This is a genomic window from Mesorhizobium sp. M5C.F.Ca.ET.164.01.1.1, assembly GCF_004792125.1.
Lineage (GTDB): Bacteria > Pseudomonadota > Alphaproteobacteria > Rhizobiales > Rhizobiaceae > Mesorhizobium > Mesorhizobium wenxiniae.
Window position 1 is genome coordinate 1 of the sequence record NZ_SRTG01000023.1, and the last position, 12,082, is coordinate 12,082.

Genomic DNA, 12,082 nt, shown 5'->3' on the forward strand with positions numbered 1-12,082 from the left:
TTGATGCACCCTCTGAACCTCGTTGACGAGACCTGACGAGACCTGACGAGGGCGTTCGGCAGTTCTGACACCAAGACCAGCGTTGTCTCGGAACAAATGTTGAAAAACCGGCTTTCTCAACAGCCCCACGCGGCAGCGCTGCCAGGTAGCGCACAGCACCTTGGTGACGGCCGTCTTGATGCCTTCATGGGCATCGGAGACGACGAGCTTGACGCCGCGCAGGCCGCGCCGGGTCAGCTTGCGCAGAAACTCCGTCCAGATCGGCTCGGCCTCAGAGGTGCCGACCTCCATGCCCAGCACCTCGCGCCGGCCGTTCGCGTTGACGCCGACAGCGACGATGCGGCGACCGAGACGATTCGCCCGCCGCGACGCACCTTCAGGTAGGTGGGTAGAGCAGGCGATGCGCGCCTTGCCGCCTTTCGACGGCAGGTTTCACATCACCTCTCGCCGAACCGGACGTGCGCCTTTCGTTACGCATCCGTCTCTCCAGAAGACATGGCAAAGTCAGGCGTTCCCATCCATGCTAGTCGGTACCGGCCAACGGGTGTCCAGCCAAGTAGGTATTGCTCAACAGGGCCGTCACGCCAGAGCCGTCTTGTGGGGCAGCGACTGCTGGGCTGTTTGGAGCCCCACAGTTCTCGCACCCCTGCTTTTAGGGCGTTTCTTACGCAGCCAGCAGTACGAACCAATATACCAGTCAAGGTTGACGAATACACGGCCTGCACCCACACAGTAGCGGTAGTAGTTCGCCCATCCGCGCAGGAGGGGATTGATCTCCCGAAGCTTATTGCCAAGACTGACGGAGATACTATGCGCTTTGTCAGTTGCTTGAGTTTTCGACGCAGGTTGGCGGCTTTCGCCTTGTGGATTTCGACGCGTGGGCCAGTAGCCGTAGCGCCTATCCCAATGCATGCCGAAGCGGAATCCGAGGAACTCGAACCCTTCCGTCATGGCCGTCACTTTCGTCTTCTCCGGCGACAGCTCGAGACCCATGGTCCGGTGAAGGTATTCCGCCAGCGCCGATTTTCTCTGCGATAGCATCCTCCCGCGTTCCCGAGACCAGGACCACGAAGTCATCGGCATAGCGCACGGGTAAGAACACACGCCGACCGGCGATTCAATCGGTGTCCCGTGCACTCTTTGCTGCCTTCACCCCATTGCTCTTACGACGAGCTTGGGTCTTGGTGCGGTGATAGGTCCACCGTTCGTACCGCTCTTCGATCGCGCTGAGCGCGATATTAGCGAGCAGTGGCGAGATGATCCCGCCTTGAGGGGTTCCGACCTCGGTGCGAAAGAAACTGTTCCTCCAATAGGACTCCGGCCTTCAGGAATTGCCCGACCAACCGTGTCACCCGCCGGTCACCGGTCGATCTGTGAGGGCGAAAGCCGAATGGCTGAGCTACTCGACCACGACCGCTGTCTCTACCCGGCCATCACCCTGTCGGGTTTGTCGCGCCTGTGACATAGCGGTGTGGCCCAGCTTCGTACTGCACGCTGGCTAAAGTACCTGATGTTACTGTCAAAACTTTATCCAAGGCCCTTGCTGCAAAGCTGGCACGATTTTTGAGGCGTTCATCACGCGTCAACAACCTCTGAGAAACTAGGCGGGTCCGCGTTGTTATAGTTTCAGCGACGCCGGGCGTGCCGCCCACGGCAGCGGAGCAGCAGGTCGAAAATATGTGGGCTACTGACAACACGCAAACGGAACGACCGCGGGTGCCCGCCTCACGTATGATCGGTGGCATAAACCTTTACGATAGGAGTTTTCGATGATCGATGTCATCCCGCGACAAAATTCCCAATCTTCCGGGCTACTTGGACATCGAAAACCACTCGGAGTGGTCGGCGGAATGGGAAGCTTTGCAACTGCAAAATTCTTGGAGGTACTAGCTCGAAAAAGCCGAGTTGAAAGAGACCAAGATCACATCCCGTTCATTGCTTTATCGGTTCCCAGTATCTCAGATCGGTCGCAAGCAATTTCAATCGGAAGTGACGCGCCCTGTTGGCAAATTTTGGAACGCGCGTATTGGCTAGAAAAAGCTGGATGCGGAGCAATCGCCGTCCCCTGCAATACTGCGCATTTCTGGGCCTCAGAAATTAAACAAGCGCTGTCAGTGAAATTAATAAATATGGTTGAGATCACGAGGCGAGCGATAAAGGACTCGCGTGGCGGAGAAATACACAATCTTCGCTCAATTGCCCTGGGCACAAGCGCATCTATGCAAAACCCCCTTTACGTTCGGCCTAACGAAAACGGCTTCGGAAAAGACTTTTCCCGCAGCCTAAAAGAACTTCAGGGTGAGACTGCCAAAGTCATCGCGGACGTAAAGCGCGGCAATATAGTTGACGCACAAACCAATCTAACACGAGTTATTAAATTCGCACGATCCTTTGAGCCGGAGATCATAATACTAGCTTGCAGCGAATTGTCAGCTATTTCTGGAGATATCGGCGACGGTAACGACATTATTAACCCAATTAATATTCTCGCTGACGCTTGCATTGAATGGTGGCTGACATAATTACTTCACTTCCCAATTTATGGACAGGTAGCAACCAATGACCGCAGTAATCCTAGGAAATGTCGGCTCTGACGAGATGGCTCCATCAGTTAACTTGCTGTCGGACAGATATTTGCAAACAAATGCGGCAGGAGCCAAACGAATGATTTGGCTAGCCAAGAACGACGATATCCTTGTCACCCCGACGCCTGTAACGCGCCAATTTTTACACTATGTTAACGCACTAAAGGGGGGTGCCAACATTGTGGCGCTCGCGACTTACTCAACGCCAACTAAGCGTCCTTTACCCATCTCGAAAAAAGACCTCAAGGCGGGCAGTATTTTGTCCAAATCACTGAGTCTGTTAGATTCGGACCGCGTTTCGTGCCTGGAGCCTTATATCGCGGACGAAGTATCTATTTGCATAGCAAAATTTTTGGGAGACGTCCCGGTAACGTTTTCAAACCAGACCGTTCGGGCAAGTCCTGAAGTAACTCGTCGTTTTAATGACAAGGCAAAATTTCGTGAGTTTGCGCCCAATCTCGGCGTGCCGATTGCAAGTGGCAGTGTCTGTGTAAGCACTCAAGGAGTGGTGGATGCAGCTTATAGAGCCCTGTCAGTTTCCGATAAGGTAATTCTGAAGGTGGCTCGTCATTCAGGTGGTGATGGCAACTTCGTCATCTCGAAGAGCATCGAAAGATCTTTCCAAGGCGCGACGCGCGCAGTGTGTATTCGCGAGATTGATGTCAACTCGATACGTGCAGGGGTTCATGAAATAGGGTTGATTGCGACGGAGAAAGAGCCTGTTGTCGTAGAGGCATATAACGAAAATGAGTCTTCGGTAGGTGTACATTTCGACATTGGCATAAACAGAGTAGAACTTGTGGGCGTCGCGTCAATCCTATTCAATCCAGGGTACGGCGGCGCATATTGGGATAAATCTCTTGTTGACGAAATACCAAAAAACGTTCTGGCGTGGTGTCAAAACCTTGGTGATTATGCCCACAAATCTGGATATTGTGGCCCGTTCAGCGTTGATATTGTTAAGACCAAAGAGGTCGGCTTCTTTGCATGTGAAGTAAACGGACGACACGGAGGTTTCTCTTCGGTAAGGGCCGTATCAAATTCCTTAGGATTGGAATTCGATATCAAAAACGGAGAGCGCGTTGTCTTGTCGCGAAACGCCGTCCCTATCGGCATTCGGTTTCCCGATCTTGTTGATCTGCTTGAAGAACGGAAACTGCACTACAATTCGTCTGTCAAACGTGGAGCAGTTGTGATGGTGGAGGGCTATGAAGACAACGGCCCGTTTGACTTCGTAATCGTCGGAAACGATCTAAGAGATGTTCAAGGCATAGAATGCGACATCATTAAATTGGCCGAGGGGATGTATTGAATTTCCTCTGAACATGAAATTATAAATGGAACCATAATGAGAGATACATCAGCCGTGGATATCGAAGTTAGCAACCTTGTGCGTTTGGAGGAAAATCGGCAATTATCCCAGATAAGCTTGGTCGCCTCTGAAAATTATTCCTCTCCTGCCATCAGAGGGTTTGAAGGAAGCATATTTGCCGACAAGAATGCGGAGGGTTACCCGGGCAAGCGGTGTGTGTCAGGTTGCGAATATGCTGACCAACTAGAAAACTTGGCGATCGAGAGAGCAAAATCTGCTTTTGGTTGCGAACACGCGAATGTTCAGGCCATGAGTGCTACCATTGCCAATTTCGCGATAATGAATGAGCTTTTTCGGCCACCCGACGGACTAATCGCAATGCGGCTTCAGGACGGCGGTCACCTAAGCCACGGCGCCCCTTTTCATGCGAGCGGCCAAAATTTTCGATGGGGCTTCTACGGAGTTTCAGAGACCGATGAACAACTGGACTATGATGAGGTGCGATCAGTTGCGCTCGAAAATCGACCTGCAGCAATCATCTGTGGGGGTTCATCGTATCCGCGATTGATTGATTATGAGATAATGCATCAGATCGCACGAGAGGTTGACGCACTTCTATGGGTGGATTTAGCACATACCGCAGGTCTTGTAGCGGGACGCGCAATCCCCTCTCCTTTCCCTCACGCCGACATAGTTACGACTTCCACACATAAAACCCTGCGAGGACCACGTGGCGGCGGATTGATCATGTGTAAAAATAGTTTAGCAAAAAAAGTTGACAGAGCAATATTTCCGGGCTTGCAGGGCGCACCAAAAATGGACTTGATTGCGTCGCGGGCGGCTTTACTCGCCGAAGTACAGACGGCTCGGTTTCAGGAGTATGCAAAAGCTGTTTTGAGAAATGCGAAGGCGTTGGAGCGAGGCCTGCTTTCGGCAGGTGCTACACTTGTTTCTGGCGGGACTTCCTCACATCTACTGCTTCTTAATTTGCTGAGGTGTGGTACGAGCGGCAACGAAATCGAAAAATCGTTGCTGGCAGCTCAGGTTGTAGCGAATAAAAATCCGATCCCATTTGACACGCTTCCGTCATCTAAGGCAGGTGGACTGAGAATCGGTAGTGCTGCGCTGACAACACGAGGGTTTGATGATGAGCAATTTTTTGAGCTTGGGGTAATGATTGCAAAGGTTGTCATATCTCTGAGTAATAGTGAAAGAGTGGCGGAACTGAGATCGTTTGTTAAGCAAAACACACAGGGACTTCCATTGTTCAACGAGAAGTGGGTGGCGTAGTGGGAGAAAAACCGTCGAGTAGAAGTTGATGAAGTAGCGCGTCCTCCTCCGCGAATACTGTGCCTTGATTTGGCGCTTGCCTTTAGGACATGCCTCATGTCACGCGCTGCAGTCATCTCACGAATTGGGGTCGGAAGCGGGATCGGAACGGCGGCGCTACGGGCTATCGTGCTTACTGCTTACAGGCTGGCATCGTAAATACCGGAGCGGCGCCTCCTGGCGGTGCGACTGCACTTGGTTCGTGCCGCTGGCGATTTCGCCGCCGGGCCGGCGTGGTGAGGCGGCGCCGCAGCTTCGGTCTGACGATGACAAGTAGATGGATGATCGGCTGCGAAAAGGCCATTTGCGAGTGCCTAATCGCACGCTTCATTAGCCCTGCGGGTAGTCCTGCCGGGTCTGCCCAACCATATTAGCATGAAGGAAGCAAAGATGGTTATCCAAAGCGCACCAGATCGCCAGGAGGAATTCGCGATCTTCAACTATCTTGAGTCTGAAGTGCGCAGCTACGCCCGTAGCTTTCCCGTAGTTTTCGTGAAGGCACGGGGGGCCCAGTTGTTTGCACGCGATGGTACGGCCTATCTCGATTTTCTGATGGGGTGCTCAAGTCTAAACTATGGTCACAATCCCCCTGAGCTGAAGTCCGCTCTCGCCGACTACATTGCCAGTGACGGCATCACTCATGGCCTCGATCTGTATAACGAAGCCAAGGAGTCTTTTCTGCGAGAATTTCACGAGACGATCCTTAGACCGCGACAGCTAGATTACGTCGTACAGTTTCCCGGCCCGACCGGCACTAACGCGGTGGAGGCTGCCCTCAAGTTAGCGCGCAAGATCACTGGTCGGTCCAACGTTATAGCCTTCACCAATGGCTTTCATGGCGCGAGCCTTGGCGCTCTCTCCTGCACTGGCAACCGATACCACCGCGCAGCCGCCGGCCAGTTGCTCGGCGGCGTCGCGCGACTGCCGTATGACGGCTATCTTGGATCCGCTGTGGACACTGCCGATTACCTTGATCGCCTCCTCTCGGATCCGTCCAGCGGAGTGGACGCCCCGGCGGCGGTGATTGTCGAGACAGTTCAGGGCGAAGGCGGCCTCAATGTTGCCGGGATGGCATGGCTGCGCAAAGTAGCAGCCATTGCGCACAGACACGGAGCTTTGCTAATCGTGGATGATATTCAGGCGGGTGTTGGCCGGACTGATTCATTCTTCAGCTTCGAAGCAGCGAGCCTCCGTCCGGACATCGTCACAATGGCCAAATCGATATCGGGATATGGGCTGCCTATGGCCCTCGTCCTTATTGATCGAAAACTCGACAAGTGGGAGCCGGGAGAGCACAATGGAACGTTTCGCGGCAATTGCCATGCTTTCGTTACCGCCCGTGCAGCCCTAGAGCACTTCTGGCGAACGGACACGTTGGCAGCGTCCGTCAGGGAGAAAGGCAATTTGCTGAAAACTCGGCTTGATCGGATCGCGCGGAAGTCTGACCCAAGCCAAGCGTCAGCCAAAGGTCGTGGCATGATGCGGGGCATCGATCTGAAGTCCGGCGAGGTTGCCGGTCAGGTCGTCAGGGTCGCTTTCCAGAGGGGCCTAATTGTCGAGACCGCTGGTCCCAATGACGAGGTCGTGAAGTGTCTGCCACCTCTCGTCATTGGAGAGGATCAGCTTAGCCAGGGCCTCGACATCCTCGAGGACGCTATCGATAGCGTGATCGCAGCGCAGTGAACGCGGCAGCTTGAGAGGTAAAGATAGTTGCAATGTCGGTCCACAAAGAAGTTTCATGATATGAATCGCTTGTGATTTCCGTGCAGTTGAGTTGATTGGATGAGGGCATGGAAGCGATGTGGACGAAGGCGAACCGTGGGAAATACAATCGAGATGGTCTTGCGCTATCCGAGCGATTTGACGGACGCGGAATGGGGGCTGGTCGGCCTTTGATTCCGCCTGCCAAGCGCGGCGGTCGCAGGCGTGAGATCGATGTGCGCGAGGTTCTCAGCGGGCCTGCTTTTTGTGCGGGCTGCCAATGGCGGGCCGTGCCGAAGGGCCTGCCTGCGCATTCCGCTGATTGTGATCAGCCATTTCACGCGATGGTGAGCGGTCATTTCATTTGATCGTGAGCAGGTATTCGCGCGATCATGCCGGCCGCAGTCGTGATCCTGACGCGCAGCCGGGCTGGCAGCAGCCTGCACATATGGAGGCTGAAACTGCGCGGGAAGATCGGCTTCAAGCGGGTAGCTGTCGCCGTCGCCCGCAAGTTGGCCGTCATCATGCATGCGATGCTGAAAAACCAGTTGTTCAACCGGGAAGAAGCCGCCATGGCCTGATCCACAAGGAAGAATACGCCCGTCCGAGGCGTAACGAGACGTCCGTGGGCCGAGTTATTCCGCTGTCTCAGTTGCACCGTTGGCGTCACAACGCCCGCGTGTCAATGGGCACCGAAGTCTCCGCGAACGTAGGCATCCAATTTTCCCTACCTGACAGGTGAAGTGGCCCGGTGATCAGCCGGCATCTTGATCGTCGGATTTCACTCCTGGGCGCCGGCCGCGTTTTTTCGGCGGCGGAGGCGGGTTGATATGTGCTTTTGATCGAACGTGCTCGGGGACGAGATCGGCGTGCTGTCGAAGGCGGTAGCTTGATCCCTCGATCTGGATAACGACGGCGTGGTGAAGCAGGCGATCAAGAAGTGCGGTTGCGACGACAGGGTCCCCGAAGACCTCGCCCCATTCGGCAAATCCTCGGTTTGAAGTGAGGATCATGGCGCCCTTTTCATAGCGGGCGTTGACGAGCTGGAAGAACAGATTGCCGCCGCCGGGCACGACCGGGAGATAGCCGATTTCGTCGACGACGAGCAGCGAGGCGCGGCATAGATAGCGGATACGCTCGCGCAGCTGCCCCTCGCGCTCGGCCTTGGCGAGCGAGGCGATAATGTCGGCGAGCGTTGAGAAGTAGACGCTCTTTGCGGCCTTGACGGCTTCGACGGCGAGCGCGGTTGCCAGATGGCTCTTGCCGGTGCCGGGCGGGCCGAGAAGATGGACTACCTCCGCCCGCTCGATGAACTTCAGTTCGGCCAGCGCCATGATGCGGTTTTTATCGAGCGATGGCTGGAAAGCGAAGTCGAAGCCGGCGAGCGTCTTGATGGTGGTCAGGCGCGCCATCATCAGAGCAGCCTTGATGCGCCGACTTTCGCGCAGGGTTAGTTCTTCCATCAGAAGTTCGTCGAAGGCCTGGATGCCGTCGATCTCGCCCTGCTCGATGCGCCGCAGGGTCACGTCAAGCACTTCGAGCGCCCGCGGCATACGCAGCCCGACCAGGCTCTTCCTGATGCTGTCGATCGTGGATGCGTGCATGGTCATGACCGGCTCCCCGCGACGGCCAGTCGCTCGGCGACGGCCTGATAGAAGTCGAGCGAGCGCCGGGCGACATGGTCGCCGAGACGACCGACAATGATATCCGGGGCGCTCTTCCTCGCCGCGTGGCGAACTGCCCCCTGACGATGAGCAGGATCGATCCGATATTGGCGGCGCCCCTCGAGCACAGGATGGCTGGCGACCAGCCGGCCTTCGTCCAGGATGCGGATGCAGTCGGCAAGCTGGTGAACCTCGACAAGGCGCCGGGTGCGATCGGGAACGCTATAGTAGTTGCCGCCGATCGAGACGAGACCATCATGGCTGACGCGACGCTCCAGCTTGAGAAGCGCGTCGAAGGGAACTGCCGGGAGAGGTTGAAGTTCCGGCTGCTCTGCCGCGAAGGCTTCACTGACGATGCGTTGCGTGGTGCCGTGCAGGCGAGCATTGGCGACGGTGTCGAGCCAATCTTGCAATTGCTCATTCAGGTCGTCGAGATTGCGGAAGCTGCGGGCCAGGAAGAAGTCCTCGCGGATATAGCGGAATGGTCGCTCGACTTTGCCCTTGGTTTTGGCGCGATACGGCCGGCAGGCTCTGGGCTGGAAGCCAAAGTGCTTGGCCAGCGCCAGCAGCGAGCGATTGTAGATGATGTGGCCTTCGTTATCTTCGCCGGTCACCGCCGTCTTCATCCTGTCGTAGAGAATCTCGATCGGCACTCCTCCTATTGCGTCGAAAGCCTGCATATGACAGCGCAGCAACGTCTGCAGGTCCTGGTGCATGCGTAGCGGGCGAAGATGTAACGCGAGTGGCCAAGCACAAGCGAGAACAGCCAGACAATGCGTATCACGCCCGGCGCGTCGGTGAACGCGGTGACGAAGCGCGCGAAGTCGACCTGTGCTTGATATCCGGCCGGGGTCTCGAACCGCACCTCGAAGGGGCGCACCTGCTCCTGCGGTCGGATCGCGGCCACGAAGCGCTTCACGGCGGTGTAGGCGCCGTCATAGCCGCGCTCACGAATCTCGCGCGTCAGGCGGACAGCGCTCAAATCGGGAAAGGCCGAGACCCGTTCGCGCAGATAGTCGACAAAGGGCGCGATCTTGTTTGGCCGCCCCGCCTGTCGCGGGCGATAGGCGGGGAGTTCGAGCCCGCGCTCGATGTATTTGCGGACCGTCTTGGGATCGCGGCCCGTTCGCCGGGCGATTGCGGTCACGGACAGGCCCTGACGGTGTAGATCCAATATCATCAGAAGTTCTCCAAGTTGGACCACCAGCGACGCTCCGATTCCGATCAAATCGGGACGGACTATCGACGCCGGAGCGAAAGCCGCCAGTTCCGGGACGCGTCCCGGAACCTGGCGGCAGCAGCGCCAACTAGGGAATTTTCGATGCCCACAATCAGGGAATATTCATTGCCCGATGACACCCGCGATAGCGTTTGAAATCTTGGAAGGCTCATCGCTCGCGAAGCCCATCAGGCGACGGCTTCATGTCGACCGCGAAGACGACCGTGCTCCCGGCAAACGATACCTCTATATCAATTTGGGCTTGCATTTCGCTCTGCGATTAGACGACCGAATAAACTTTCCGGACCGAATCTCAGGCTCTCAGGGATCTAGCTGACGAGAAATTGACGGCCCGGCGAGTGCGAGACGTCGAACGTAAGCGCGAACCTCAGGCAAGCGCCGGAGAGCTGCCCGGTTCCCCGCGTTGATGCTCCAGTGCTTCGAGCGGTGCTCAAGGTACTGCTCAACGTGGGCTTCGCCTAAATCCCGGGGATCGTGCCCGTTGCCAACGTGCCATCCATCAGGTCTCGAAACAGGCTGCGCGATCGCCAGATGCAGCGACGACCGAAGCCTTCGTGCGATAATCTGGCCGCGTAAACGATCGTGCCCACTGGCGTGGTGTAGCTGACGGCTTGGACGCCGTGCTCTCCGGCATGGGCCGGACTGATCAGCGCGCCACTGCCGGCAGGCTGATAAGCGGATCATCGCTCATCTGGCTGATGGTCTCAAGCGTCATGTAGCGGGCCCGCTGCACGGCCCATTCATCGTTCTGTTCGAGCAGCAAGGCGCCGACGAGACGGACGATGGCGTCGTCATTGGGGAAGATGCCGACGACCTCGGTCCTGCGCTTGATCTCGCCGTTGAGGCGCTCGATGGATTGGTCGAGTGGAGCTTGGCACGATGGATGACGGCGGTCAGCGCCTTCTCGGCCATGCGCCGCGGCTCCAGGAAGCTCGGGAAGTAAGAGCCCTTCCTGAGCTTGGGGATGCGCAGCTCGATGGTGCCGGCCCGCGTCTCCCAGTCTTTGTCGCGGTAGCCGTTGCGCTGGACAAGCCGCAGCGGGTTCTTCTCGCCATGGGCCGCGCCGGTGGCGGCGCCCACCTCCAGTTCCATCAGCCGCTCGGCGGCAAAGCCGATCATCTCGCGCAGGATATCGGCGTCGGGGGTCTTCTCTACGAGCGTGCGCAGGTTCGTCATGTCGTTGGTCATCGGTGGTTCCTTCGAATCAGGTTGTGTCAGCGACCCAAACCTACCGAAGAACATCGATGACCGCCGCGAAGCCGCTCGCTCGCTACAGCGCTGTTGAGGGCGCGCTCGCCAGCGGCTTCGCTACCGCCGAGCTACACCACGCGGTGGGACACGACCGCGTAAACCTGTGAAACTTGCCATGGGGGCCGTGAATCAGCTTCCGATACAGCGTGCTGCTTTGCAGGTACTCATTCGAGTTCATGTGTCCTCTCCTTCGCGCGAATCGCGACGGAGAGACCTCTATGCCGGTCCTGCAGCGGCTAAGTCGGGAAGAACGTGGGAGGAAACGCGCCCGCTCGGCATAGTTCGGCGTGCGGCATAAACCGCCAAGATGAATCAGGTTGGTCCGCACGCCTGGCTCACCCAGACCCTCGAGCGCATCGCCAACGGCTGGCCAAACAGCGGCATCGATGCCCTCATGACCTGGAACTACCAACGCTGAACGGCCTGAGCTTCGCGCTTGCAGTGATGGTGCTCGCTCTGCCGGTTTAACGGTTAATGCTGGGTAAACTTCTCAAACGGGATCATCGGCAACAGGCGGCCCAGCAAAGCGGCGCGGCTCACACGGGAAGGACCAGGCGGCAGCGTGATCGTCTCGCATTCGTGGGAGCGAGCTTCTCGCGTTCGGTCTGATCACGTCCACTGGCGCGGGATGACCACAGGGTCGCTAAGGGCTATGGATGGCCGTAGTTCTCCGGAATGAAGCCCGGCAGGCAGTGGCACGTGAGTAAGTGCCTGTCCGCTCTCATCACGCTTTGGCCAAGTGAATGTAACTTGCTGCAAAGCGCCCGAATTTGTGCTCGCCGCAAGTCACCGGCTTATAGCGAAGCGGGTTGCTGTCCGTAACACACGAGGGCAATGGTTCGATGATCGCGTTGAAATCGGCATCAATAAAGAACGGCATTGAGTATCGCTCGCGGCCCGAGCTATTCACCACGCGGTGCATGTTCGCCAGGTAGAGATTGTTCGTGAGCCGCTGAATCAGATCGCCAATGTTGATTACGAACGTGCCGTGGATCGGAAT

General features: G+C 56.8%; 7 protein-coding genes and 6 pseudogenes. 7 read left to right on the plus strand and 6 right to left on the minus strand.

What is annotated here, in order from left to right:
* Positions 1-114: 114 nt before the first annotated feature.
* Positions 115-386: pseudogene (locus tag EN807_RS31780) on the minus strand (transposase); the annotation flags it as partial.
* A 193-nt stretch (positions 387-579) separates the two neighbouring features.
* The gene (locus tag EN807_RS37085) at positions 580-1,041 is read right to left on the minus strand and encodes a group II intron maturase-specific domain-containing protein (RefSeq protein ID WP_246684488.1); all 462 of its coding nucleotides are present in this window, start codon (positions 1,039-1,041) and stop codon (positions 580-582) included.
* A gap of 728 nt (positions 1,042-1,769) precedes the next feature.
* Between EN807_RS37085 and EN807_RS31790 the strand changes: the two genes are divergently transcribed.
* From EN807_RS31790 to EN807_RS31815, 6 genes and pseudogenes are all read left to right on the plus strand, one after another.
* Positions 1,770-2,522, plus strand: a complete 753-nt coding sequence (locus EN807_RS31790) for an amino acid racemase (protein ID WP_135937884.1) — start codon at positions 1,770-1,772, stop codon at positions 2,520-2,522.
* Between the two features lie 37 nt (positions 2,523-2,559).
* Positions 2,560-3,897: a hypothetical protein gene (locus EN807_RS31795; protein ID WP_135937885.1), complete on the plus strand. Its 1,338-nt coding sequence runs from the start codon at positions 2,560-2,562 to the stop codon at positions 3,895-3,897.
* Between the two features lie 36 nt (positions 3,898-3,933).
* On the plus strand, positions 3,934-5,187 hold the full coding sequence (locus tag EN807_RS31800; RefSeq protein ID WP_135937886.1) for a serine hydroxymethyltransferase: 1,254 nt from the start codon (positions 3,934-3,936) through the stop codon (positions 5,185-5,187).
* 429 nt (positions 5,188-5,616) lie between these two features.
* Complete coding sequence (ectB, locus tag EN807_RS31805) at positions 5,617-6,909, plus strand: diaminobutyrate--2-oxoglutarate transaminase (RefSeq protein WP_135937890.1); 1,293 nt, start codon at positions 5,617-5,619, stop codon at positions 6,907-6,909.
* A 116-nt stretch (positions 6,910-7,025) separates the two neighbouring features.
* Positions 7,026-7,235, plus strand: a pseudogene (locus EN807_RS31810) (transposase); the annotation flags it as partial.
* Between the two features lie 66 nt (positions 7,236-7,301).
* Positions 7,302-7,508 (plus strand): annotated as a pseudogene (locus EN807_RS31815) (IS110 family transposase); the annotation flags it as partial.
* Between the two features lie 174 nt (positions 7,509-7,682).
* Here EN807_RS31815 and istB read toward each other — a convergent pair.
* The 3 genes and pseudogenes from istB to EN807_RS31830 form a co-directional block, all read right to left on the minus strand.
* Positions 7,683-8,537, minus strand: coding sequence for an IS21-like element helper ATPase IstB (istB, locus tag EN807_RS31820; RefSeq protein ID WP_135937887.1), 855 nt, complete (start codon positions 8,535-8,537; stop codon positions 7,683-7,685).
* Positions 8,534-9,795 (minus strand): annotated as a pseudogene (gene istA, locus EN807_RS31825) (IS21 family transposase). The gene istB and the pseudogene istA overlap by 4 nt, the downstream one beginning before the upstream one ends.
* A gap of 682 nt (positions 9,796-10,477) precedes the next feature.
* Positions 10,478-11,019, minus strand: a pseudogene (locus tag EN807_RS31830) (transposase).
* Between the two features lie 262 nt (positions 11,020-11,281).
* Here EN807_RS31830 and EN807_RS37090 point away from each other — a divergent pair.
* Positions 11,282-11,500: pseudogene (locus EN807_RS37090) on the plus strand (transposase domain-containing protein); the annotation flags it as partial.
* A gap of 306 nt (positions 11,501-11,806) precedes the next feature.
* Here EN807_RS37090 and EN807_RS31840 read toward each other — a convergent pair.
* The coding region (locus tag EN807_RS31840) for a 2OG-Fe(II) oxygenase family protein (protein WP_135937889.1) at positions 11,807-12,082 on the minus strand (276 nt) is incomplete at its 5' end.

What these genes read in the sequence shown, in the direction of transcription:
- EN807_RS31790 (WP_135937884.1), top strand. Translation starts at nt 1,770, where the DNA reads ATGATCGATGTCATCCCGCGACAAAATTCCCAATCTTCCGGGCTACTT.
- ectB (WP_135937890.1), top strand. Translation starts at nt 5,617, where the DNA reads ATGGTTATCCAAAGCGCACCAGATCGCCAGGAGGAATTCGCGATCTTC.
- EN807_RS31795 (WP_135937885.1), top strand. Translation starts at nt 2,560, where the DNA reads ATGACCGCAGTAATCCTAGGAAATGTCGGCTCTGACGAGATGGCTCCA.
- istB (WP_135937887.1), bottom strand. Translation starts at nt 8,537, where the DNA reads ATGACCATGCACGCATCCACGATCGACAGCATCAGGAAGAGCCTGGTC.
- EN807_RS37085 (WP_246684488.1), bottom strand. Translation starts at nt 1,041, where the DNA reads ATGCTATCGCAGAGAAAATCGGCGCTGGCGGAATACCTTCACCGGACC.
- EN807_RS31800 (WP_135937886.1), top strand. Translation starts at nt 3,934, where the DNA reads ATGAGAGATACATCAGCCGTGGATATCGAAGTTAGCAACCTTGTGCGT.